Source organism: Mesorhizobium sp. M7D.F.Ca.US.005.01.1.1 (genome assembly GCF_003952545.1).
Taxonomy (GTDB): domain Bacteria; phylum Pseudomonadota; class Alphaproteobacteria; order Rhizobiales; family Rhizobiaceae; genus Mesorhizobium; species Mesorhizobium loti.
Genome location: NZ_CP034453.1, coordinates 2983233 through 3008349 on the forward strand (window position 1 = coordinate 2983233; position 25117 = coordinate 3008349).

The window sequence follows — 25117 nt, forward strand, 5'->3', positions numbered from 1 at the left end:
CATGACACAATGGAACATGGACAGACGTGCATTCCTGAAAGCAGCGGGCGCGCTGGGTGTCGGCCTGACGATGAAGCCGGGCTTCGCCTGGTCGGCCGCCGGCGACACTTTGCGCATCCGCATGGAGGGCGATCTGCAATGCCTCGATCCTGCCTTCATGAATGGCGGCATCGAGGATGTCATGATGCGCGGTATCTATGTCTCGCTCAACCATTTCGACGATATCAGGAAAGGCTCGCCCTGGTCGTTGTGGGGCGCCGAAAAGCTCGAACAGAAAGATCCGAAGACCATCGCCTTCACCTTGATCGACGGGCTGAAATGGTCAAATGGCTTTGGCGCGGTCACCGCTGATGACGTGAAGTTCTCGTTCGAGCGCATCGCCGACAAGGCCCTGTCGTCGCCCTGGGCCTATCAGTTCGAAAAACTCGACCGCGTCGAGGTCGTCGATGCGCGCAACGGCATCATCCACCTGAAAGAGCCCTACCAGCCGATCTTCGTCACCAGCCTGCCTTACTATGGCGGACACATCATCAGCCGCGCCGGCACCGAGAAGGCGGGCGGCAAGTTCACCACCGAGCCGTCGGCAACATGCGGTCCCTACCTCTTCTCCGACTGGCAGCAGAAGCAGAAGGTGACACTGACCGCCAACCCTGACTGGCCGGGGCCGAAGCCGGATTTCGGCAAGGTCGAGATCTATGTCGTCGCCGACGATCAGGCAGCCCAGCTGGCCTATGAGGCCGACGCCTTCGACTACACCAAGATCGCCATTTCAGCGACCAAGACGGTCAAGGCCAGCCCACCCGCCGACACGAACCTGGTCGAGGCGCAGTCGACCCGTTATGTCTGGCTGACCATCAACATGCTGAGCCCACGTCTCAAGGATCTGAAAGTCCGCCAGGCCGTACAGAATGGCGTCGATGTCGGGCAGATACTCACCGGCGTCTATGACGATCTCACCAAGCGTTCCACCGGTGTCGTCCAGCCCGGCACCAAGTTCGCGCGCGCCAGCAATCTGATCGCCGCACCGGACTATGAGAAGTCCGCAGCACTTCTGACTGAAGCCGGCGTCAGCGACCTATCGCTGACCTTGACGGTGATGAACGATTCCATCCGCACCGCGACCGCGCAGATCGTCCAGGCCAGTCTCGAACAGGCCGGCATCAAGGTCGAGATCCAGCCCTATGACGAGGCCGCCTTCTGGGGCGTCGGTGACAAGACGCAAGGTGAGGGCTACAAGAACATCGATCTAGCGCTGATGGATTTCGCCGGCGGCATCGATCCTTCCGAAAACCTGGTCTGGTTCCGCCCCGACCAGATCGGCGCCTACAATTGGTCCGGCTTCGACAGTGCTGAGTTCGAAACCAGCTATCAGCAGCTGGTGGCGGAAAGCGACGAGGCCAAGCGTATCGCATTGTCCAACCGCATGGAGGACCTGATGGAGCAGTCCGGTGGGTTCGTCTTCATCTGCCACCAGCCGCTGGTCGTCATCCACAAGACCAGTTTCGAGCCCGTTATTTATCCGGACGGTCACCCCAATCCGGTGCTGTTCAAGAAGAAGGCATGATCGCTTCCGTGGACAGCAAAGATGTGATCGTTTAGCTGGGGTCATGACGGAAGCAGGACCAGCACCCGAAAAACGCAAGCGCGGCGCCAAGAAATCGCCGCCGCGCTTCAGCCGCGAGCAGGCGGATGTCCGCCGTTCCATGTTGGTCGAGGCGGCGACGCGATGCCTGTCCGTCGGCGGCATCGGCGCCTTCACCATCGATCGCATCTGCAAGGAGGCCGGCGTTTCGCGCGGCCTCATCAACCATCACTTCGAAAGCCTCGATGGCTTGCTGGTCGAGGTCTACAAATCCTCGCTCTATGCCAGCGTCAACAACCAGATCGCCGAAGCCAAGCGCCGCCGCGCCGAGACATCAGATTGGTCGCCGCAGGCCGCACTTGCCGCCCTGGTGCACTCGAATTTTTCGCCCGATTATTTCAGCCGTGACAATCTGCTGATCTGGCTGTCGCTGTGGGGCGAGATCGCCGTCAACCCTCGGCTGAAGGCGGCGCATCGCGAACTCTACGACGCCTATCGGGCCGAACTCGCCGAGGACATAGCCGCGGTCGCCGTGCCGCGCGGCAGGGATGTCGACGCTCCGACGCTGGCGCGCAATTTCATCGCCCTGGTCGACGGGCTCTGGCTCGAATGGTGCCTCGACGAAAGCGTGGTGACGCCGCAGGCCGCCGAAGCTGCGGGGTTTGAGATGCTCGAGGGGCAGGTGGGGCCGCTGCGAGGCTGATAACGATTTCAAGCTGGCGCTATTACCCCCCTCTGTCCGGCAGGACAGAGGGGGGTGCCCTGGCGCAACCTCAGATCAGCTCGCGCTCCTCAATTCAGCGGCGAACCGCCCTCGCGCTTGCGGCGCTCCATATAGTCGCGCAGCGCCTCATCGATGCCGGGATCGATCGGCGGCTGCTCATATTCGGCGACCATCCGCTTCCAGACCACATTGGCCCGTTCGCGCGCGGTGATCTGGCCGCGCTCCATCCAGGTGTCGTAGTTGTCCCAGTTGGAGACCAGCGGCGAATAAAACGCGCGTTCGTAGCGCTGCATCGTGTGCGCGGCGCCGAAGAAGTGCCCGGCCGGCCCGACCTCGCGCACGGCTTCCAGCGCCAGCGTGTCGATATCGACCACCGGCGGGTCGAAATAGGCGCACATCATCTGCAGCATCTCGGCGTCGATGATCAGTTTCTCGAACGATGCCGTCAGCCCGCCGCCGAGCCAGCCGGCCGCATGCAGCACCAGATTGGCGCCGCCCATCAGGCAGCCCCATAGCGACATGGCGCTCTCATAGGCCGCCTGCGCATCGACCGAATTGGCGGCGGTGACATTGCTGGAGCGGAACGGCACGCCGATCAGCCGGCAGAGCTGGCCGGTGATCTGCGCGGCCTGCGTGTATTCCGGCGTGCCGAAGGCCGGCGCGCCGGTCTTCATATCGACATTGGAGGTGAAGCCGCCATACATCACCGGTACGCCGGGGCGCACGATCTGCGTCAGCACGATGCCGGCCAGCGCCTCGGCATGCTGCTGCGACAGCGCTCCGGCGAGCGTCACCGGGCTCATCGCACCGGCCAGTGTGAACGGCGTGATGACATTGACCTGGCCATGTTCGGCCAGCGCGATCAGGCCTTCCGCCATCGGCTCGTCGAGCTGCAGCGGCGAGTTGGTGTTGATGATGCCGGTGAACACTGGCATCTCCTGCGCGAGATTCTCACGCGTCGTGCCCAGCGAAATCGCCACCATCTCCAGCGCGTCGATGGCGCGCCCGCGGCCGAGCGCCTGCGGTTGCCAGTTCTTGTCGAGCAGCGTGATCTCCGCATAGTAGAGGTCGAGATGGCGCGTGTTCTGGTGCAGGTCGAGCGGCTCGAACGGCCCGCCGCCTTCCTGATGCAGCACGTTGAACGACTGGATCAGCTTGAGATAATCGCACATCTCGGCATAGGTGCCCGGACGGCGGCCACGATCATTGTCCATCACATAGGCCGGCCCACCGACCGACGACAGGATGCAGTGCCGCCCACCGACCTTGACGTTCTTCGCCGGATTGCGGGCACGCAACTCGAACGACGATGGCGCCATGGCGACGCGCTCCATCACCATGGCGCGGTCGAAACGCACCCGCATCTCGCCTTCGTCGACATCGCAGCCGGCCGAGCGGTAGAATTGCCGCGCCTGCGGCTGCAGCACCCGCATGCCGATCTCTTCGAGGATGGTAAGGCCCATTTCGTGGATCGTCTGCACCTGATCGGCCGACAGGATCTCGATCGGCGCATAGGGCCGCGTCAGCTGCTTCCACGGCCGCTGCTCGATGCCGCCGATCTCGCGCTGCGGGCGGCCGGGCCTGCGACGTGCCGTGATGCGCTCCATGGCTCTCTTGAACTCCCTGTTTGTCGCAATTCCGGACGGAAAACCGCTTCACACTTTTCCTGGAATTGCTCTATTCTGCAGCTGTGCGCATGTCGAAATCCGCCACCGCATCGAGATCGGCGTGTCGCGGCGGTAGGGTTGCCAGCGGGTTTTTGCACCGATCTCCTGAGCGAGCTTGTGGCCGCTGTGCACGGCATGAGCGATGGCGCCCGGAGCCAGCGTGTCGCCGATACGATCGAGGCTGCGGATGCCGGCGGCGGCAAGCGCGTCCGCCCGTTGCGTCAGCGCCTCGAACAGCTCGCCACGCGGCAACCTCAGCCCGACGATCAGCACCGAGCGGCAGGCCACGAGGGTTTCCTCGCCGGTGAACAGATGCGCCAGCGTCGCCGTCTCGCCGTCGAAGGATTTCAGGAGATGGAGTGTCGTCACCGGCACCTTGCGCCGCGCCAGCGCGCGATGCACCAGCGGCAGTTCGTTGGTCATGATCGTCCAGGCGGACGCCTGACCCGCGGGGGTCACATAGCTGACCGGAATGCCCTGTGCCGCCAGATGTTCGGTGAGGACGCCGCCCATATAGTAGTTGTCGAAATCGAAGACGAGCGTCGGCCCCTTGGGAAGCCGGCCGGCGGCGATATCGTCCGGGGTGAGCACATCGGGATGATCGAGCCTGCCGACCGGGATCTCCAGCGAGGAATAGAGCATGTTGGTCCAGCGCGCGCCGGTCGCCAGCACCACGCGATCCGGCGCCAGCTCAATGATCTCGTCCACGCCCAGCGCACTCTCGGGATAGAGCGAGACGTTGCCCATCTCGCCGAGACGCCCGAGCCGGTAGTCGACGACACGATTCCAGGCCGAAAGGCCGGGCAGGGTCTTCTCGAAGGTCAGTCGCCCGCCGAAGGTGCGGTTGCCGTCGGCGAGCATCACCTCATGGCCGCGACGACCGAGCGTCAGCGCGCATTCGAGCCCGGCCGGTCCGCCGCCGACAATCAGGATCCGCTCAGGCGCATCGGTGCGCTCGACACGTTCGGGGTGCCAGCCGCGCCGCCACTCTTCGCCGGCGGTCGGGTTCTGGGTGCAGCGTACCGGCACGCCGTCATGCCAGCTCGAAATGCAGATGTTGCAGCCAATGCATTCGCGGATCTCGGCCTCGCGGCCCTCGCGGATCTTGTTGGGCAGGAAGGGATCGGCGATCGAAGGCCGCGCGCCGCCGATGAGGTCCAGCACGCCACGCCTAATCTGCGAGACCATGGTGTCGGGCGAGGTGAAGCGCCCGACGCCGACCACCGGCTTCGTGGTCAGCGATTTGACGAAGTCGATCACCGGCTCATGGCTGCCTTCGCCGGTGAAGCGCGACGCCGAACAATCGGTCGGACTGGAATCCATCTTGACGTCGAACAGGTCCGGCAGCTCGGCCAGCAGTTCGATCAGCTCGTGCGCTTCCGAAGGCTGGTTGCGGCCGGGCCTGCCGCGCAGTTCCTCGAGGCTGACGCGCAAGGCGACGCCGCAATCCTTGCCGACCGCATCCTTGGTGACCTCGATCATCTCGCGCACGAAGCGCACCCGGTTCTCGATCGATCCGCCGTACTCGTCGACGCGATGATTGTATTCCGGCAGCAGGAACTCGTAGCCGAGATAACCCATGCCAGCATAGACATAGACGATGTCGAAACCGGCCGTACGCGCCTTGCGCGCCGCCTCGGCCTGGCACCTCAAGACCTCGCGTATGTCGGCCTTGTCCATGGTCTTCGGCCGCAAATTGCCCATGAAGCCGACATGCGTCGCCATCCATGGAATTCCCGACGGCGACAACGGCGGCAGGCGGCTTGTCCTGTTCATCACCGACGCGCCGCCGTGCCACAATTCCACGCCGGCAAGCGCGCCATGGCGGTGCACCGCTTCCGTCATCAGCGCATGCGCGCGGATGTCGTTGTCGTCCCACATCGTGGCGAAAGGCAGCGGCGCGTCGTCCGAACTGGGGTCGATCGAACAGGCGCCGGTGCAGATCACCCCCCAGCCACCCTCGGCCTTGGCTTCGCGAAAGGCGGCGCGCACCCGTGGCAAGGCGTTGGTCATGCCGCTGGCGTGCGGCACTTGATAGAAGCGGTTCGGCGCGGTGACAGGCCCGATCCGCATCGGCTCGAACAGGATTTCGTAGCGAGGATTGCAGGTCATCGGAGCTTTACGAATATGCTTGTTGAACGATCGTACAACAAGCATATTCGCACGACTGACGGAACGCAATGGCCTGTGCGGCCACACGGAATTTGACCATCACCGGCCGCAACGAAAAAGCCCACCCCGATAGTATCGGAGTGGGCTTCAGCCGGGAGGCTCGGGTCGAGCGCGATACGTGCTCGGCCCCTTCAGTTTACCGTCAGATGACGAAGAACCAGTTGGCGAGCAGCATTACCACCACGCCGGCGACCAGCGTCAGATAGGGCAGCATGCCCGCTTTTTTGACCGAAAGGTCGGCCCCCGTCATGCCGAGGTCGGCCAGCATGTGGTCGGGGAACTTGCCCTTGTCCTGGATATAGTGGCGGAAGCAGAAAACCGGGATGATCAGCGCGGCGGTGATCAGTCCGGCCCACAGTGCCATCGGGTTCCACACCTTGGCGCCGGCGCCCATGAAGATGGCGTTGACATAGGCGAAGATCGCCCCGATCCCGAGCAGCCAGCTCGGTGCTTTCCAAGGCCGGGCGATATGGCCGTTGTCGATGCGGTGGATCCATCCGGCGTTGAGGTTGAGGAAGTTGAAGATGATGTAGCCGCAGTTCGACACGGCGAGGATGAAGAAGAAGCTCGTCGCGTCGGCCGAGGCGATGGCCAGCACGATCAGGTTGAAGACGAGGTCGGTCCACATCGCCCGCGTCGGTGCGCCATGCTCGTTGACATGGCTGAGATAGCGCGGCAGCCAGCCATCGACCGAGCCCTGGTAGAGCGTGCGCGAGGAGCCCGCCATGGCGGTCATGATGCACAGCACCAAGGCCAGGATCATCAGCATCACCAAGAGACTGTGGATCAGCGCACCGCCGCCGACCATGCCGGCCAAGGCATCGGCGACGCCGGAGCCGTCGACGATCGGCGTCGCCAGCATGCCGTTCAGGCCAAGCACACCCTGGAAGGTGAACGGCACCAGGATGAACAGCAGCATGCACAGAAGGCCGGAATAGAAGATGGCCTTGAAGGTGTCGGTGCCGGGGTTCTTGAACTCGGACGTATAGCAGACGGCGGTCTCAAAACCGTAGGTCGACCATGCGGCGATGAACATGCCGCCAAGCACCAGTGTCCAGCCGGCGATGTTCCAGGCGCCGGGTTCAGGCGCATAGGCGGCCGCCAGCGGCACCAGTGGCGAGAAATTCGCCCAGTTGATCTGGCCGGTGATGATCGGCACGACGCCTACGATCAGCATCGGGATGATGACCAGCAGGCCGATATATTTCTGCACGTTGGCCGTGCCGAGGATGCCTCGATGCTGGATGGCGAAGATGATCAGCATCAGCACCGCGCCGATGAAGAAGGTCGCGTTGAACGTGAACGAGACCGGTCCCAGCGTGTGGCTGTAAAGCGTCCAGTTGCGGATCGCAGGCGTTGCCGCGGCCGTCACCGCCGTGATGGCGTCGGCAGCGCTGGTTCCGGCATGTGCGGCGATGTAGGCGACGACATCGGGCGAGGCATCGGTGAATAGCGGCACCGGCGCCAGCGCGTTGAGGATGTAGGCGGCGGCGATCGAGCAGCCGAGCGACAGCACCGGCGACCAGGCAAACCAGTTGCACCAGACCGACAGCGGCGCGATGAACTTGGAATAGCGCAGCCAGGCGGTGGCGCCGTAGATCGAGGCGCCGCCCGACTTGTTCGGGAACAGGCCGGCGATCTCGGCGTAGGTGAAGGATTGCAGGAAGCCCATGATCATGGAGAAGATCCAGATCGCGAAGGCCAGCGTGCCGGTCGTGCCGGCAATGCCGCCGATCGAAAACAGGACGAGGGCCGGAACGCCGCTCGCCACCCAGAAGGCGCCGCGCCAGTCGATATTCCGGTGCAGCTTGCTTTCCGCAGGCTGATCCAGGGCAGTCGCTATTGTGCTCATGTTTCTTTGTTCCCCATTTTGATGTTCCCCGTTCGTGACGGCCGCGACTTCGCGTGGCTTCATCATCGACGCATGCTTTGGGCCACTGCCCGTGTTTCCACTCAGTCGTATTTTTTTCTTAACAGTGAAGATTGATCCGGCGCGCTTTCAGGTCAAGCGTTTTGTGGCGCCATGCACATCACGCTTGTGAGCGCACAGACTCAAACTCCCGGTGACATCGCCAGCCGGTCGGCTTGTCAGCTGCGAAAGCGGCTTTCAGGAGCGCGGTTTGGCCTTCTGCGGATCGTAATGCGCAAAGGCAACGACGCGCGCCGGCAGCCGCTTGGCATGGCCGTCGAGCTTGCCGATCTCGACCTCGGTGCCAATGGCCGAATGGGTGACGTCGAGCCTCGCCAGCGCGATGGTCTTGTTCAGCACCGGCGAGCGCATGCCTGACGTGACCACGCCGATCTGGGCGCGGCCGACATGCACGCAGTCGCCATGGCCGACGGCGACATTGGCATCGATGTCGAGGCCGACCAGCTTCGTCTGCGGGTGCTCCTTGCGCCGGATCAGCGCCTCGCGGCCGATGAAATCGTCGGTCTTGGTCTTCAGCGGCACGGTGAAGCCGATGCCGGCCTCAAACGGGTCGGTCTGGTCGGAGAATTCGTAACCGGCGAAGATCAGCCCGGCCTCGATGCGCACCATGTCGAGCGCCTGCAGTCCCATCGGCTTCAGCCCATGCGGCTGGCCGGCTTCCCAGATGGCGTCGAACATTTTTTCGGCGTCGCGCGGATGGCACCAGATCTCGTAGCCGAGTTCGCCGGTATAGCCGGTGCGGGAGACGACCACCGGAATGCCGTTGCCGCCACCGATGCGGGCCACCGCAAAGCGGAACCATTCGAGCTCGTCGATCGACGGCTGTAGCGGCGAGGTCCAGATGACTTCTCGCAGGATGTCGCGGCTCTTCGGTCCCTGCACGGCGACATTGTGCATCTGATCGGTGGAGGAACGCACGAGCACGTTGAGGCCGAGTTTCGCTGCCGTCTCGCGCAGCCACTCGCCGGACAGATCATCGCCGCCGACCCAGCGGAAATTGTCCTTGCCGAGGCGCAGCAGCGTGCCGTCGTCGATCATGCCGCCATGCTCGTAGCACATGGCCGAATAGACCACCTGGCCGATGCCAAGCTTCTTGACGTCGCGGGTCAGCGTGTACTGCAGCAGCGCCTCCGAATCCGGGCCGGTGACCTCGAATTTGCGCAGCGGCGACAGGTCCATGATCACGGCGTCCTGCCGGCAGGCCCAGTATTCGGCGATCGGCCCGTCCTTGGCGAAGGAATTGGCGAGCCAGTAGCCTCGGTACTCGGCGAAGTTGCGGGTATGCTTGGCAAAGCTCGAATGAAATGAAGTCTCGCGGGTCATTTTCGGTTCCGAATCAGGCGTCATGCGTCTGGCGATCGCTCGCGAGAATTTGTGCTGGCCGGAATAGGTTCGCACATGGATGTCGGTCGGGTTCCAGCCATTGGCCGGCGTCGTGTCGTCGGGGCAGGCGGAGGAAACGCAGACGATGTCGGTCAGCGCGCGCAACAGGACATAGTCGCCCGGCCGTGACCATGGCTCGTCGGATACCATGACGCCATGCGCGTCGATCGCCGTGTTGAAGAAGAAGTTGATCGCCATCCAGCCGGCGCGGGGCGTCACGCCCTTGTCAGCCAGCGCGCGATTGAAGTTCTCCGAGCAGTTGGTGTGGCCGGGATAGCCGATGTCGTCGTAATATTTTGCGGCGCAAGCGAGCGCGAATGCGTCGTGCCGTCCGCATGTGTCCTGCACCACCTCGACCAGCGGCTCCATGTCCTGGTCGTAATATTTCGAATGCAGGCCTGGCATCGGGTAGCTCGCACCCATCAGCGTGCGCGTCGTCGTCACGTCGAGCGGATGGTCAAGGCCCCTGTCCAGCTTGCGCGCCGAGAAGCACTGGAAATCGGTGCACTGGCGGCCGTCGACATCGATGATCTGCAGATAGTCGCCGGCCTTGACGAAATAGGATTGCGCCGTCGCCGAATGGACGCGCAGGTCGAGCACCGGATCGGCAAGCGGATCGGCCAGCTGCGATTTCGCCGCCGGACGGATCGTGGCGCGGCGAACGATGACGGTGAGGGGCGTCGCCGTGTCGTGGCCATCGACCAGCATCGGCCCGCCGGGGGCGGCGATGACCATCGCGCCGTCGCGCGCAATCGTGAAGGCCTGTTCGGTGCCGGCCGGTGTGGCACCGCCGAAGACGCGCACCGCCTTGGCCTGATCGAGTTGCACCTGACGGTGCGCGAGCCCGCCCCGCAGGGAAGCGAGGCTGTCGTCGCCTTCCGCCAGCAAGGCCTTGATGCCGGCTGCATTGCTATTCGATGTTTCCCCAAAAATGCCTGGATCGGTCGCGCCGCTCTTGTGCCAGGCCAGAAGTTCGCAGGCCTGGCCACCCTCGACATTGCGCACGGTGATCGTGTCGCCGGCTTCGATCTCGATCAGAACCGCGCCGTTGCCCTGGATCGTATAACGCTCCATGCCGGGCGGCAGCGCGATCTGGCCGGGCCTCAGGATGAGGCTGGGCTTGGGCGGTCCGGCTGCAATTGCAGGGTAGGGCGACTGGCTCATCTCGGCCTTGCGGTTAGAGAAACAAGTTTGCCTGTACGTGAAATTATTTTAGCAGCAAGAATAGCAGTGCGGGTGCGTTTGGCAAGGCGAAGCGCCCAGACGCGCTACGCCAATTCCTCGGAATGATTGACCGCCACACGATACTCAGCGGCCGAGTCAAGAATCATGTGCCACAGGCTTTCGGCGAAGGTCGCAAACACCAGAAGGTTGAACACCGCCAATCCATCTCGATTATTCCCACGCCAGAGCGTAACGCTGGTGTGATCCATCGAGGTCGCAGCAGCCGCGCCTATCCCGAACGCATCGGCATGCAGATCGATCGATGACAGCTTGGCCAGCATGGCACGCGCCTTGGTTCCGGAAATGCTGATCAGGGCGCGCGCATGCGACTGGTCCGACAGCGAAGCGGGACCGGACAATGCCGGCGCCAACGTCTGCATCGTGTGCTTGCCGCTCTTCGACAGCACGAAGAACTGATCCGGTCCCGACCAGATCAGCATCGCATCCGCCGCGCCGACTGCCTTCGGTGTTTCCGGAGCAGCAATACCGAACCTGCCCTTGGCCGCCTTGCTCATCTCAGCCGCTTTGCCGCGCCGCGCCATCACTTGGATCAGGTCGAAGTTGCGAATCTCGGTCAGCGAGACGCCGGCCTCTATGCCGCGCGCGCCGTGCGCGCCTGTGACCAGTGCCTTTTCAAGCGAGCTACGAGGAGCCCAGGAAAACTCAGCCACGCTGGCGTCCTCCATCCGGATCGTAGAAGACGGGATTGCAGAGTTCGACGTCATAGTCCTCGCCGCGCAATGGATCATGCGCATGAACGATCTCGCCGATGCGTTCGCGGCCGTGTTCGACCAGCCCCAACCCGATCCACTGATCCAACGTCGGCGAGAAGCAGACCGAGGTGACATAGCCCTGGTCGTTACCCGGTCCGGGCGTCTGGCCCTTCGGGATGATGTGTGCGCCGGAGCGCAGGCGGCGGCCCTTCTCCGTCGGTTTGATGCCGACCACGACCTGCCGATCGGGCGCGACCAGCGCCTCGCGCCCGGCCATGACGCGGCCGATATAATCCTTCTTGGTCGACATCATCTTGCCGAGCCCAAGATCGGCCGCCGTCGTCGTGCCGCTCAATTCCGGTCCGGCGATGTGCCCTTTTTCGACGCGCATGACCCCAAGCGCCTCGGTGCCATAAGGGGTTACGCCGAATGGCGCGCCGGCCAGCATCAGATTGCGTGCCATGGCATCGCCGAAGCGTGCCGGCACCGAAATCTCGAACGCCATCTCGCCAGAAAACGAGATGCGGAACAGCCGCACCTTGAGGCCGCCGCGCAACGTCACTTCGCGTGCGCCCATGAACGGAAAACCTTCGTTCGAGAGGTCCTCCGCCGGATCGACGATTTCCCTGAGCAGGTCTCGCGTTTTCGGGCCGGCTATCGAGAATTGCGCCCACTGATCCGAGACCGAGGTCAGCTGCACGTCGAGCTCCGGGAACAACACTTGCCGGCAGAATTCGAGGTGCTGCATCACCAGGCCGGCCTTGGCGGTGGTGGTGGTCAGGAAATAATGATCCTCGGCCAGCCGCGACGTGGTGCCATCGTCATAGACGATGCCGTCCTCGCGCAGCATCAGCCCATAGCGCGCCTTGCCGACGGCGAGGTTGGAGAAGGTGTTGATGTAGACGCGGTCGAGGAAGGCGCCGGCATCCGGGCCGTGCACGTCGATCTTGCCGAGCGTCGAGACATCGCAGAAGCCCACGCCGCCGCGCACCGCCTTGACCTCGCGGGTCACCGATTCCAGCCAGTCCCTCTCGCCGGCACGCGGATACCATTGCGCGCGCTTCCAAAGCCCGGTGTCGACGAAGATCGCACCCTGTTCCACGGCCCAGTGGTGCGACGGCGTCAGCCGCGTCGCATGGAAAGTCTCATCGCGATGATGGCCGGCGAAGGCGCCGATGGCGACGGGCACATAGGGAGGCCGGTAGATCGTCGTGCCGGTCTCAGGGATCGAACGGCCGCTGACAGCCGCCATGATGGCGAGGCCAGCGACATTCGAGGTCTTGCCCTGGTCGGTCGCCATGCCGAGCGTCGTGTAGCGTTTCAGGTGTTCGACCGATTCAAAACCTTCGCGCTGCGCTAGTTCGATGTCGGAAGCGGTGACATCGTGCTGGTAATCGACAAAGGCCTTGCCTTTGCCGGCGACGTGCCAGAGCGGGGTCAGCGAAAAGGCCTCGTCATCGGCGACAGGCGCGGCGCCCGCCGTACCATTGTGCCCCGCGTCACGCGCCGCTGCCGCGCCGGCGGCAAATCCCTGGCTCAGGCAGGCGCCGAGCCCGAAATCGCCGTTGGCGGCACCGGCGGCAGTCATTCCGGGAGGCGCGCCATCGGGCACGAAGGCGGAGATGTCGTCATTCCATGTCGGTCGGCCGCGATGGAAGGAGGTCAATCCGACCGCCGGATTCCAGCCACCGGAAACGGCAAGCCCGTCGGCTTCGACTTCGGCGCGCGCACCACCGGTAAGCGACACCGCGATTTTCCTGACACCATCCTTGCCTCCGTCGACGCCGCTGACGGAGCCGTGCAGCACCGGGAAGCCGCCCTTGGAGGCCAGCGAACGATGCGCCGGAGACACGTCAGGTCGCGCGTCGACGACCGCTGCGATCTGCAATCCGGCGCTGAGTGCGGTCTCGACCGTGTGCCAGCCATCCTCATTGTTGGTGAACAGCGCGATACGTTTTGCCGGCGCTGCGGCGTAGCGCGCGACATAGGTCCGCACCGCCGAAGCCATCATCACGCCGGGCGTGTCATTGCCGGCAAAGACGATAGGCCGTTCTATGGCACCGGCCGCAACGACACAGCGCTTCGCCACGATCCGCCACAGCCGCTGGCGCACCTGGTGCTCGGGCGGCGAGGGCAGGTGGTCGTTGACCCGCTCGATGGCGCCATAGGTGCCGCCATCGTAGACGCCAAACAATGTCGTGCGGGTCATGATGCCGACGTCGGGCATGTCAGCCAGTTCAGCCAGCGTCCGCGACAGCCACTCGGCTGCCGGAACACCATCGATCGTGCCGCCATCCGACAGCAGGCGGCCACCGAGCGTGAAATCTTCCTCGCACAGGATGACGCGGGCGCCTGCGCGGCCGGCGGCAAGTGCGGCCGCCAGCCCGGCCGGGCCTGAACCGGCGATCAGCACATCGCAATGCGCCCATGCCTTGTCGTAATGATCGGGATCGGCGATGCCGGCGGCGCGGCCAAGGCCGGCGGCACGGCGGATCGCCGGCTCGTAGATCGCTTCCCAGAATTTCGCCGGCCACATGAAGGTCTTGTAGTAGAAGCCGGCGACGAAGATCGGCGCGAACAACTGGTTGACCGACATCACGTCATGGCGCAGCGACGGCCAACGGTTCTGGCTGGCGGCCTCGAGCCCTTCATAGAGCTCCGCCGTCGTCGCCTTGGTGTTCGGTTCGCGCCTTGCGCCGCTGCGCAACTCGACCAGCGCGTTGGGTTCTTCCGAACCAGCGGTCAGAATGCCGCGCGGGCGATGGTATTTGAACGAGCGGCCGACCAGCTTGACACCATTGGCGATCAGCGCCGAGGCCAGCGTGTCGCCCTGGAAGCCGGAGAAAGCCTTGCCGTCGAAACGGAAGTTCAGCGGTGCCGAGCGGTCGACAAGGCCGCCATTGCCGAGCCGGTGTGTCTGCGGGCCGGCCATCACGCGTCAACCTTCGCAGCGCCGGCGCCCGCCGCTGGTTCGATTGAAGAGATCTCGTGCGTCAGCGTGTTGCGGGTGACCTTCAGCCAGGCCCGGCAACCACCGCCATGGTACCAGTATTCGCTGGTCTCGCCGGCAACGTTGTCGCGCAGATAGATATAGTCGAAGACCTCGTCTTCGGAGGCGCCGGCCTCGGGTCGCACCGGCTTGGCATCGCCGAGATAGGTGAACTCGCCGAGTTCGCGGTCGCCGCAGAAGGGACAGACAATGCGCATTTTCTTCTAAACCGCCTTCAATGCAGGTTCGGTTGGGCGCCCTGGCCCTTTTCGTCGATCATGGCGCCAGTCCGGAACCGGTCGAGGCGGAACCGTGCCGCCTCCTTGTGGGATTCGTCACGGGCCAGCAGATGGGCAAAGACGAAGCCCGAGCCCGGCGTCGCCTTGAAGCCGCCATAGCACCAGCCGGCGTTGATATAGAGCCCGTCGACCGGCGTCTTGTCGATGATCGGCGAGCCGTCCATCGACATGTCCATGATGCCGCCCCACTGGCGCAGCAGGCGCACGCGGCCGATCATCGGCATCAGCGCCATACCGCCCTCGCAGACGTCCTCCATGACAGGCATGTTGCCGCGCTGGGCGTAGGAATTGTAGCCGTCTATGTCGCCGCCGAAGACCAGCCCGCCCTTGTCGGACTGGCTGACATAGAAATGGCCGGCGCCGAAGGTCATGACGCCGGGGATAAGCGGCTTGATCGCCTCGGAGACAAAGGCCTGCAGCACATGGCTTTCGATCGGCAGGCGCAGACCGGCCATCGCCGCGACGCGCGACGAGGAGCCGGCGACAGCCATGCCGACCTTGCCGCCGCCGATCTTGCCGCGGGATGTCTCGACGCCGGTCACCTTGCCATTGGCGTCCCTGACGAAGCCGGTGACTTCGCAATTCTGGATGATATCGACGCCGAGCGCGCTCGCCGCGTGCGCGTAGCCCCAGACCACCGCATCGTGACGCGCCGTGCCGCCGCGCCGCTGCAAGAGCCCGCCTTGCACCGGGAAGCGCGCATTGTCGAAGTTCAGGAACGGTATCATCTTCTTGACCGCGGCGAGATCGAGCAGTTCGGCGTCGATGCCGTTGATGCGCATGGTGTTGCCGCGCCGGGCATAGGCGTCTCGCTGCGCGTCGGAGTGGTAGAGATTGATGACGCCGCGCTGGCTGACCATCGTGTTGTAATTGAGATCCTGCTCCATCCGCTCCCACAGCTTCATCGACAATTCGTAGAAGCCAGTATTGCCGGGCAAGCCGTAATTGGAGCGGATGATGGTGGTGTTGCGGCCGGCATTGCCGGAGCCGATCCAGCCTTTTTCGAGCACGGCGACATTCTTGATGCCGTACTCGCTGGCCAGGAACCAGGCGGTGGCCAGGCCATGGCCGCCGCCGCCGATGATCACCACGTCGTAGCGATCCTTCGGCGTGGCGTCGCGCCAGGTGCGCTGCCAGTTCTTGTGGCCGGACAGGGCGGCGCGAGCGAGCGAGAAGATCGAATATTTCATCAGTTCATTCCGAGGTCGCTCGCATCGCGCTGGCGGTCAGATATCCAGCGTGTGGTCGCGCTCCCATTGCGTGAAGTGCGAAGCATAGGAATTCCATTCCTGGTGCTTCAGCTTTAGGTAGGCCGACGAGAATTCCTCACCCAGCGCCGCCTTGAGCGATTTGTCCTTGTCGAACTCGCGCAGCGCATCGAGCAGGTTGAGCGGCAGCTTCGGCGCGCCCTTCACCGTATGGCCGTGCTGGTACATGTCGATGTCGTAGCGCTTGCCGGGATCGGCCTTGGAGCGGATGCCGTCGAGGCCGGCGGCGATGATGACGGCCTGCAAGAGATAGGGGTTGGCCGCCCCATCCGGCAGCCGCAGTTCGAAGCGCCCCGGGCCGGGCACACGCACCATATGGGTGCGGTTGTTGCCGGTCCAGGTCACTGTGTTCGGCGCCCAGGTTGCGCCCGAAATGGTGCGCGGCGCGTTGATGCGCTTGTAGGAGTTCACGGTCGGGTTGGTGATGGCGGCAAGGGCCGAGGCATGCTTCATAATGCCGCCGAGGAAATTCCTGCCCTTGGCCGAGAGGCCGAGCTCCATCGCATTGTCGGCGAAGACGTTGGTCTTGCCGGCCTTGTCCCACACCGAGATATGGGCATGGCAGCCATTGCCGGTCAGCCCCTGGAAGGGCTTCGGCATGAAGGTGGCGCGCAGGCCATGCTTTTCCGCGATCGACTTGACCATGAACTTGAAGAACGAATGCTTGTCGGCGGTCGCCAGCGCGTCGTCGAAGGCCCAGTTCATCTCGAACTGGCCGTTGGCGTCCTCGTGGTCGTTCTGATAGGCACCCCAGCCGAGCGCCAGCATGTGGTCGCAGATCTCGGCGATGACGTCGTAGCGCCGCATCACCGCTTGCTGGTCGTAGCAGGGCTTTGAGGCCGTGTCGTATTCGTCGGAAATCGTCTTGCCGTCTGGCGAGATCAGGAAGAACTCGGCCTCGACGCCGGTCTTGACGTGCATGCCGTCACTGGCGGCCTCGGCAATCAGCCGCTTCAGCGTGTTGCGCGGCGCCTGGTCGACCTCCTTGTCGTCCATGATGCAATTGGCGGCCACCCAGGCCACTTCCGGCTTCCACGGCAGCTGGATCACCGAGTCCGGATCCGGCACCGCCAGCATGTCGGGATGTGCCGGCGTGAGATCAAGCCAGGTGGCGAACCCGGCAAAGCCGGCGCCGTCCTTCTGCATGTCGGCGATTGCCTGCGCCGGCACCAGCTTGGCACGCTGGCCACTGAACAGGTCAGTGTAGGAAATCATGAAATATTTGACGTTTTTCGCCCTTGCGAATTCTGCAAGATCAGCTGTCACGGAAGTTCCCCATTTTTTGTCGATTGTTGGCCCCAGAGCGTGTGGGCTTCGGCCTTTCGTTGATTAGAAGCCGTTCTTCCCCGGTATCCAGTTGGTGCCGGCCAGCGGCACGCCGGCCATGGCGGCTGCCTCGATCGTCAGGGCGACGAGGTCCTCGGGTTCCAGATTGTGCAGGCTGTTCTTGCCGCACGCGCGGGCGATCGTTTGAGCCTCAAGCGTCATCACCTTGAGGAAGTTCGCCAGCCGGCGTCCGGCGGCCACCGGATCGACCCGCTTCATCAATTCGGGGTCCTGCGTGGTGATGCCGGCCGGGTCGCGGCCCTCGTGCCAGTCGTCATAGGCGCCGGCCGTGGTGCCGAGCTCGTTATACTCCGCCTCCCAGCGCGGATCGTTGTCACCGAGCGCGACAAGGGCAGCCGTGCCGATCGAGACCGCGTCGACGCCGAGCGCCAGCGCCTTGGCGACATCGGCGCCGTTGCGGATGCCGCCGGAGACGATCAGTTGCACCTTGCGGTGCATGCCCAAGTCTTGCAGCGCCTGCACCGCCGGCCTGATGCAGGCAAGCGTCGGCATACCGACATTTTCGATGAACACTTCCTGTGTGGCGGCGGTGCCGCCCTGCATGCCGTCGACGACGACGACATCGGCGCCCGCCTTCACCGCAAGCGCCGTGTCATAATAGGGCCGGGCGCCGCCGACCTTGACGTAGATCGGCTTTTCCCAGTCGGTGATTTCGCGCAGTTCGAGGATCTTGATCTCGAGATCGTCGGGTCCGGTCCAGTCGGGATGGCGCGAGGCCGAGCGCTGGTCGATGCCTTTCGGCAACGTGCGCATTTCGGCGACACGGTCGGAAATCTTCTGGCCAAGCAGCATGCCGCCGCCACCCGGCTTGGCGCCCTGGCCGACGACGACTTCGATCGCATCGGCGCGGCGCAAATCGCGTGGATTCATGCCATAGCGCGAGGGCAAATATTGATAGACCAGTTGCTTGGAATGGCCGCGCTCTTCCTCGGTCATGCCGCCGTCGCCGGTGGTGGTCGAGGTGCCCGACAAGGTCGCGCCACGTCCGAGGGCTTCCTTGGCGGGGCCTGACAGCGAGCCAAAACTCATGCCGGCAATGGTGATCGGGATCTTCAGCTCGATCGGCTTCTTGGCATGGCGGGAGCCCAGCACGACACTGGTGTCGCAGCGTTCGCGATAGCCTTCGAGCGGATAGCGCGAGATCGAGGCGCCGAGGAACAAGAGGTCATCGAAATGCGGCAGCTTGCGCTTGGCACCGGCGCCACGGATGTCATAGATGCCGGTCGCCGCGGCACGGCGGATTTCGGAAAGCGTATAGTCGTCGAAGGTCGCGGATTTGCGCGGCGTCGTCGGCGGGTTTCTGTAGGTCATGCTGCCTCAATACGCGTCGGCGTTGTCGATATTGAAATTGTAGAGCGTACGCGCCGAGCCGTAGCGCTTGAATTCCGCCGGCTTGACGCCGGTGACGCCGGCGCGGTCGAGCAGGCCTTGCAGCAATTCCAGATGCTCGGTCCGCATCTCCTTGGCGATGCAGTCGGCACCGAGGCTGTCGACCTTGCCGCGCACGAAAAGCCGCGCCTCGTAGATGGAATCGCCCAGCGCATCGCCGGCATCGCCCAGCACCACCAGATTGCCCGATTGCGCCATGAAGGCCGACATGTGGCCGATATTGCCGTGCACGACGATGTCGATGCCCTTCATCGAAATGCCGCAACGTGACGAGGCGTTGCCTTCGATGACCAGCAGGCCGCCCTTGCCGGTGGCGCCGGCATATTGGCTGGCGTCGCCCTTGATGGTGATCGAGCCCGACATCATGTTCTCGCCGACGCCGGGGCCTGCCGAACCATGCACGGTGATGGTGCTGCCGGAATTCATGCCGCCGCAGTAATAGCCGACGCTGCCGCGCACATCGATGGCAACAGGCTGGTCGACGCCGACGGCGACCGAATGGCTGCCCTTCGGGTTCAGCACTTCCCATGCCGTTTCGTTCGAGCCGGGAGCCAGATTGTGAAGCGCCTGGTTGAGTTCGCGCAGCGACAGTTGGTCGAGATCGAAGACCCGAGGGTCGTGCGCCGCAGTCTTTGAAAGCGTGGTTGCCGGCATGAACTCAATGCTCCCAGAAATAGACGGTTGCGGGCTCGGGTTCCCAGACCCTCGCATTGTCTATGCCGGGCAGTTTGGTCAGCGCGCGATATTCCGAGCCGAAGGCGACATACTGGTCGGTTTCGGCCATCACGGCGGGCTTGCAGGCGATCGGATCGCGCACCACGCCGAAGCCGTTCTTGGTGCCGACGACGAAGGTGAAGAAGCCGTCGAGATCGGAGAGCGTGCCTTCCAGCGCCTCGCCGAGATTCTTGCCGTGCGCCATCTGCGAGGAGAGATAGGCGGCCGCGACCTCGGTGTCGTTTTCGGTCTCGAATTTCATGCCTTCGCGGATCAGCTCGCGGCGGACATTGTTGTGGTTCGACAGCGAGCCATTGTGCACGAGACACTGGTCGGCGCCGGTCGAGAACGGATGTGCACCCATCGTCGTGACCGCCGATTCCGTTGCCATGCGGGTATGGCCGATGCCATGCGTGCCGGTCATCCCACGGACATCGAAGCGATCGACGACAGCCTCGGGCAGGCCGACTTCCTTGTAGATCTCGACAACGTCGCCGGCGCCCATGATGCGGATGTCGGGGCGCAGCGCCAGGATGGTTTCGCGCGCTTCATCGATCTTGGCGGGCGTGGTCCTGACGACGGCATGGGTCGACTTCACCGCGATCGTCACCGGCGTGCCGATGGCCTTGGCGAGCTCCGCCTCGAGACCGCGGAAATCGCGGTCGGGCTTGGCCGACTGGATGGTGATCTTGGCCTCATTTTTGGAAGGCGCGCCGTAGATGGCGATGCCGGCGCTGTCCGGACCGCGATCGCTGAGCGAGATCAGCATCTGCGACAGCATCGCACCAAGCTGGGGTTCCAGCGCCTTGTCCTTCAAAAACAGTCCGACAATTCCACACATGTCAGCCTCCCGGTGGTTTGTAGCTAAGAGATCGTTTGTAGCTAAGAGATGATGTATCGAATGAGTCCCATAAATTCAATCATATGAAAAAAATTTTCCTCTAGTTACGTATGCGGCCCAATGCCGCTCTGTGCATTGTCGCCGTCTCGCCGGGCACTGTGAACCCATTTGGCGGTGCGGATGCGGGCGATCTTGTAGGCGTCGAGGATCGACAAGGCATAGATTAGAAAGCCGCCGGCATGACGACCGACAAAGCTGGCGTCTGGCGGCGCGATCTTGGCGGTGACCCATGCCAGGATCACCATGAAGAAGAGGAACTGAAGGCCGCGCACGGGCACGCCCAGAATGACGTGCCCGCTTGCCGGCAGCACGATTGCGGCGCCGAGAACCAGATAGGGGTTGGTGGGCGCAGTGATGGAACTGGTCATGCGGCCTGCCGTTCGCTTTTGTTGATGGCGTCGCGAAGCGCCGACACCGACACCAGCAATCTTTCGATCAGTGCGGGATCGAGTGTGGCGCCGCTAAATTCGGCCTGCCGGAAAACGCCATAGCGTGCCCGTTCGGCCTCCGCCAGCAGCCAGACGATGCGTATACCCTTGGGCGTGATCAGCAGTTCCTTGGCGCGCCCTTCGGCAAAGATCTCGATATGGCTGGCGATGAGGCCTTGTGGGAAGCGCGCCGCCCTGCGGTCGGTGCGCAGCACCGCCTCGGCAGGAAATCCGGGAGCCTTGGGCAGTGTGTGCTCAAGATGATCGAAATTGGAGAAGGTCGTCGGCGAGCCCGGCCGCATCATCATGTCGAACGTAGCTGGCACCGCGACCTCTTCGGTGATCGAAACACTGAGCCAGCGCGCAGGCAGTTTCCGCGTCGCCAGCGTATCGACGATGGTGCGCACCTGGACACGTTTGCTGTTCCACGATCCTTCCCAGGTGATGACGCCGACGGTGCCGTCCGAAACATTGGCTGCGTCGGCGATGACTGTGCGGATGCGGTCCTGCTCGACGGCGAGCGCCGTCGACGCCCTGCTGCGGCTGGCACGCGCCTGCCAGGCAAGGTGGAGGACGACAGCCAGGACAATGGCCCCGGCAAGCAGTGCTGATGTCACCTCGGACATTTTCTCATGCCAGGCCCGCCCAGGATCCGGACGGGCCTACTCCCATCAATAACCCTGCGGCTTTGGCCACGGCATGGTGAACTGATCGCCGCGCCGCACGAATTTGTAGCGATAGAAATGGAACCACAGCGAGATCAGGAAGTAGAAGGCGACCATCGCGATCAGCTGCGAGCCGAAGCCGAGGAAGATGGCGAAGAAGGTCACCACGCACAGGCAAAACAGCACGATGGCTGGGATCGGATGGAAGGGGTGCGTATAGCCGCGGCGGATCGAGCCGAGTGGCCACTTCTTGCGGAACATGATGATGTTGATGCTCATGAAGGTGTATTGCAGCACGCCTGACAGGATCGAGAAGGTGATCGCCTGGTTGAGGTCGGCGATGAAGGCGAAGGCCAGCGCGATCGGCAGCAGGAACAGGATCGAGCGATAGGGCGTGCGATATTTCGGATGCACGGCCGAGAACCAGGTCGGCAGATAGCGGTCACGGCCGAGCGAGAACCAGGCGCGCGCTGCATCGTTGATGCAGCCATTGGCGGAGGCCATCGCGGCAAGCAGCGTGGCGACAAACAACAGGTTCTCGAGCAGTGGACTGCCGGTCAGCTTGCCCGCGTCCCATAGTGGATAATAGGTGATGCCCAGATATTCCCATGGCATCATCGAGGCGCAGACATACCAGGTCATGGCGGCGGCGATCAAAAGCGTGATCATGCCGGCCATGGTGCCATAAGGCAGCGAGCGGGCGGGCGAGCGCACTTCCTCGGCGGCCTGCGTGGTGCCCTCGATGCCGAGATAGTACCAGATGCCGAACTGGAAGGCGGCGATGACGCCGATCCAGCCATACGGCAGGGCATTGCCGGGAGTGACCAGTTCGTTGAGCTTCAGCACCGCGCCTTGCGTCCACGGGCTGACCGAAAAGAACAGGATGACGATCGAGATATAGGCGATTGCGGTGATGACGAAGTTGACGTTGAGCGTCATCAGCACGCCGCGATAGTTCAGCCACGCCAGTACGACGATGGTCGCTGCGATGAAGGAATTGTGGGTGAGGCCTTCGACCCCCGCCTTGGCGACGATGGTATCGCCGAGCAGGATGGCGTCGGACACTTCGAGCATGGTGTAGGCAAAGACCAGGAACAGCGCGACATTGAACGCCATCAGCGGTCCGACGATGTGCTTGGCCTGCGCATATTGACCGCCGGCGGCGGCGACGGTCGATGTGACCTCGGAATCGATCATCGCGACCGAGGTGTAGAGCAATCCGACGACCCAGCAGACGATCAGTGCTGCCAGCGCGCCGCCCTTGTCGGCGGCAAAATTCCAGCCGGTGAATTCGCCGACCAGAACGATGCCGACGCCGAGTGCCCAGACATGGGCGGGGCCAAGCACGCGGAGCAGTGAAACCCTGTCCCCGTGAATTGCCGGTTCAAGTGTGATCGTCATTGTTCAATCCCCACTCAGATCCGGTGTTTTTCGGAAACGGCTTCAAGCTCGCCTTCGCGCGATGAGGTCAGCACCTCCTCGGAGAAGGTCGTGTCGACCTTGAACCAGTCGTAGAGCATCCAAAGGGCAAGTACGATCGAGATGCCCCAGCATGCATAGGAGAGTACCGTCCACATGTTGCGTCCCTCGATTATTTGTCGTCGAATTTTTCGTTGATGACGTCGCGATATTCGCGGTCGGATGCGCGAAACAGGAAGACGAAATAGCCGACCAGCACCGCGGCCATGATGATCAGCGTCGGCCAGTCGATGACATAGTGGAAGCGGTTCTGGATGATGTCGTGCGCGGTCTCGGGCGTGTAGCCGAGCTTTTCCCAGATCGAGGCCATGGTCGGGTTCTGGCCAAGCGCTTCCCACGTCTTGGCGTCGAGCGCATCGATGGATTTCGCCGCGCCGGCAAGGCCCAGCTTGAGCGGCAGCCACAGCGCCACGAAAATGGCCACCACGACGACGGCGATGTCGAAAACTTGCCCGGCCTTGCTTTGCTCCGGTGGCGTGTAACGGGACATCTCTTCTACCCCTCAGGACTTGCGGTTGCGGAACGCGTCGGCGTTCTTGATATCGAGCCCGTAGATGAAATCCTTGTCTTCCTTGTAGTGCTTGACCATCGCCAGGATCGCGGCCGTGTTAAAGATCAGCACGGCGGCGGCGGCGATCGCGACCACGGCCTTGATGCCGCCATGCGGGATGTAGGGCCACGTCATGAGGAGGACGAAGAGGATCGTCGCCCACAGGCAGACGATCAGGAGCGCAGATCCGCGCACGTCGGAACGGTACAGCGCTTCGATGCGCTGCTGCATGTCTGACATCGGTTTTCCCCTTTTTCCAACGCCAGACCCCGAATTGGTTTCGCGTTGCCCTCTTTCAAGAGAGTGAAATTTTTTTCATAAGTTCAGTCCGAATTCCGCAATTGTCAAGCGCGATTTACGTTGAGTTAACTGTTTGCTTCGCGCGGCGGATTTTGCCTGACAATGAAATTAATTGCTTATGGGTATTGCGGCGCCCGGAGGTTTGCGGTCAATATTCGGCCAAAGCTCCCGCCGCTGCGCAGGGGGCAGGGAACAGCAGAGATTTTTCGAAACGGAGGACGAGCGGATGACGGCATCCTGGAGATTTTCGACCCTGGCGGATCGCCATCGCGCGCTCGGTTCGAAGCTCGAAGACTGGAGCGGGATGGGAACCGCCTGGACCTACGACAAGGATGCCGACGAGGAGTACATCGCCATCCGCACCAAGGCCGGTCTGATGGATGTCTCCGGCCTCAAGAAGGTCCACATCACCGGGCCGCATGCTTCACACCTGATCGACCTGGCGACGACCCGCGATGTCGAAAAGATCTACCCAGGCAAGTCGGCCTATGCCTGCATGCTGAACGAGGCGGGAAAATTCACCGACGATTGCATCCTCTACCGAACTGGACCGAATGCATGGATGGTCGTGCACGGTTCGGGCACCGGCCATGAGGAGTTGCAGCGTGCTTCGGTAGGACGCGACGTCTCGCTGCGCTTCGACGACAATCTGCACGATTTGTCACTGCAGGGTCCGACATCAGTCGACTATCTGGCCAAGCACGTGCCGGGTATCCGCGACCTCAACTATTTCCATCACATGCAGACGCAGCTGTTCGGCCTTCCGGTGATGATCTCGCGCACCGGCTATACCGGCGAGCGCGGCTACGAGATCTTCTGCCGCGGCCAGGATGCCGGCACGATCTGGGACAGGATCCTCGACGAGGGCAAGAGCGCCGGCATCATTCCATGCCGCTTTACCACGCTCGACATGCTGCGCGTCGAAAGTTATCTGCTCTTCTATCCCTACGACAATTCCCAAAAATATCCGTTCGACAATGAAGGCCCCGGCGACACGCTGTGGGAACTCGGCCTCGATTTCACCGTCAGTCCTGGCAAGACCGGCTTCCGCGGCGCCGAGGAGCATTACCGCCTGAAAGGCAAGGAACGCTTCAAGATCTATGGCGTTCTGCTCGACGGCAAGGAGCCGGCCGATGAAGGCGCGCCGATCTATCGCGACGGCAAGAAGGTCGGCGTGGTGACTTGCGCCATGTATTCGCCGCTGGTCAAGAAATCGATGGGCATCGCCCGCCTCGACGTCGACTGCGCGGTCAAGGATACCAAGCTCGAAATCCGCAACAAGAGCGGTGCCATCAAGGCCACCGCCCAGCCATTGCCATTCGACGATCCCAAGAAGACCAAGCGCACGGCGAAAGGTTGAGGCATAGTCAACGGCGAGGGGTTCGAGGCACGA

General features: G+C 63.1%; 21 protein-coding genes. 3 read left to right on the forward strand and 18 right to left on the reverse strand.

Features of this window, described 5'->3' with window-relative positions; genetic code table 11:
- Window position 1: 1 nt before the first annotated feature.
- Together EJ076_RS14215 and EJ076_RS14220 are read left to right on the forward strand one after the other, a co-directional pair.
- Complete coding sequence (locus EJ076_RS14215) at window positions 2-1564, forward strand: ABC transporter substrate-binding protein (RefSeq protein ID WP_126068300.1); 1563 nt, start codon at window positions 2-4, stop codon at window positions 1562-1564.
- A gap of 43 nt (window positions 1565-1607) precedes the next feature.
- Window positions 1608-2285, forward strand: a complete 678-nt coding sequence (locus EJ076_RS14220; protein ID WP_126068301.1) for a TetR family transcriptional regulator C-terminal domain-containing protein — start codon at window positions 1608-1610, stop codon at window positions 2283-2285.
- 89 nt (window positions 2286-2374) lie between these two features.
- Here the strand turns inward: EJ076_RS14220 and EJ076_RS14225 are convergent, their stop codons facing one another.
- The 18 genes from EJ076_RS14225 to EJ076_RS14310 all read right to left on the reverse strand — a co-directional run bounded on the left by EJ076_RS14225 (window position 2375) and on the right by EJ076_RS14310 (window position 23664).
- On the reverse strand, window positions 2375-3913 hold the full coding sequence (locus EJ076_RS14225; RefSeq protein ID WP_126068302.1) for a trimethylamine methyltransferase family protein: 1539 nt from the start codon (window positions 3911-3913) through the stop codon (window positions 2375-2377).
- Between the two features lie 48 nt (window positions 3914-3961).
- Complete coding sequence (locus EJ076_RS14230) at window positions 3962-6085, reverse strand: FAD-dependent oxidoreductase (RefSeq protein WP_245463047.1); 2124 nt, start codon at window positions 6083-6085, stop codon at window positions 3962-3964.
- Between the two features lie 202 nt (window positions 6086-6287).
- Window positions 6288-7997 (reverse strand): APC family permease, encoded by a 1710-nt coding sequence (locus EJ076_RS14235; RefSeq protein WP_126068303.1) that lies wholly within the window; start codon window positions 7995-7997, stop codon window positions 6288-6290.
- A 255-nt stretch (window positions 7998-8252) separates the two neighbouring features.
- Window positions 8253-10622 carry an aminomethyltransferase family protein gene (locus tag EJ076_RS14240; protein ID WP_126068304.1) on the reverse strand — a complete coding sequence of 790 codons (2370 nt, stop codon included), beginning with the start codon at window positions 10620-10622 and terminating at the stop codon, window positions 8253-8255.
- A gap of 104 nt (window positions 10623-10726) precedes the next feature.
- Entirely contained in the window at window positions 10727-11353 is a 627-nt protein-coding gene (locus EJ076_RS14245) for a sarcosine oxidase subunit gamma family protein (protein ID WP_126068305.1), read from the reverse strand.
- A complete protein-coding gene (locus EJ076_RS14250; protein WP_126068306.1) occupies window positions 11346-14327 on the reverse strand; it encodes a sarcosine oxidase subunit alpha in 2982 nt (993 codons plus the stop codon). Before EJ076_RS14250 ends, EJ076_RS14245 begins: the two co-directional genes overlap by 8 nt.
- Window positions 14327-14602, reverse strand: a complete 276-nt coding sequence (locus tag EJ076_RS14255) for a sarcosine oxidase subunit delta (protein WP_126068307.1) — start codon at window positions 14600-14602, stop codon at window positions 14327-14329. Before EJ076_RS14255 ends, EJ076_RS14250 begins: the two co-directional genes overlap by 1 nt.
- 17 nt (window positions 14603-14619) lie before the next feature.
- On the reverse strand, window positions 14620-15873 hold the full coding sequence (locus tag EJ076_RS14260; protein WP_126068308.1) for a sarcosine oxidase subunit beta family protein: 1254 nt from the start codon (window positions 15871-15873) through the stop codon (window positions 14620-14622).
- Between the two features lie 36 nt (window positions 15874-15909).
- A complete protein-coding gene (glnT, locus tag EJ076_RS14265) occupies window positions 15910-17217 on the reverse strand; it encodes a type III glutamate--ammonia ligase (protein WP_126068309.1) in 1308 nt (435 codons plus the stop codon).
- A 63-nt stretch (window positions 17218-17280) separates the two neighbouring features.
- Complete coding sequence (locus tag EJ076_RS14270; RefSeq protein ID WP_109661976.1) at window positions 17281-18609, reverse strand: FMN-binding glutamate synthase family protein; 1329 nt, start codon at window positions 18607-18609, stop codon at window positions 17281-17283.
- Window positions 18610-18615: 6 nt separating this feature from the next.
- Entirely contained in the window at window positions 18616-19341 is a 726-nt protein-coding gene (locus EJ076_RS14275; RefSeq protein ID WP_126068310.1) for a GXGXG domain-containing protein, read from the reverse strand.
- A 4-nt stretch (window positions 19342-19345) separates the two neighbouring features.
- Entirely contained in the window at window positions 19346-20242 is an 897-nt protein-coding gene (locus EJ076_RS14280) for a glutamine amidotransferase family protein (protein WP_126068311.1), read from the reverse strand.
- A gap of 104 nt (window positions 20243-20346) precedes the next feature.
- Window positions 20347-20670 carry a hypothetical protein gene (locus EJ076_RS14285; protein WP_126068312.1) on the reverse strand — a complete coding sequence of 108 codons (324 nt, stop codon included), beginning with the start codon at window positions 20668-20670 and terminating at the stop codon, window positions 20347-20349.
- The gene (locus EJ076_RS14290; RefSeq protein WP_164548637.1) at window positions 20667-21356 is read right to left on the reverse strand and encodes a hypothetical protein; all 690 of its coding nucleotides are present in this window, start codon (window positions 21354-21356) and stop codon (window positions 20667-20669) included. Before EJ076_RS14290 ends, EJ076_RS14285 begins: the two co-directional genes overlap by 4 nt.
- Before the next feature lie 45 nt (window positions 21357-21401).
- Entirely contained in the window at window positions 21402-22796 is a 1395-nt protein-coding gene (locus EJ076_RS14295; RefSeq protein WP_126068313.1) for an amino acid permease, read from the reverse strand.
- Window positions 22797-22810: 14 nt separating this feature from the next.
- On the reverse strand, window positions 22811-22972 hold the full coding sequence (locus tag EJ076_RS14300; RefSeq protein ID WP_023759014.1) for a hypothetical protein: 162 nt from the start codon (window positions 22970-22972) through the stop codon (window positions 22811-22813).
- A gap of 14 nt (window positions 22973-22986) precedes the next feature.
- Window positions 22987-23364, reverse strand: coding sequence for a hypothetical protein (locus tag EJ076_RS14305; protein ID WP_109661986.1), 378 nt, complete (start codon window positions 23362-23364; stop codon window positions 22987-22989).
- A 12-nt stretch (window positions 23365-23376) separates the two neighbouring features.
- The gene (locus tag EJ076_RS14310; protein ID WP_109661989.1) at window positions 23377-23664 is read right to left on the reverse strand and encodes a hypothetical protein; all 288 of its coding nucleotides are present in this window, start codon (window positions 23662-23664) and stop codon (window positions 23377-23379) included.
- A 286-nt stretch (window positions 23665-23950) separates the two neighbouring features.
- On the opposite strand from EJ076_RS14310, the gene EJ076_RS14315 reads away from it, so the two are divergent.
- Entirely contained in the window at window positions 23951-25084 is a 1134-nt protein-coding gene (locus tag EJ076_RS14315; RefSeq protein WP_109661990.1) for an aminomethyltransferase family protein, read from the forward strand.
- The last annotated feature ends 33 nt before the right edge of the window (window positions 25085-25117 follow it).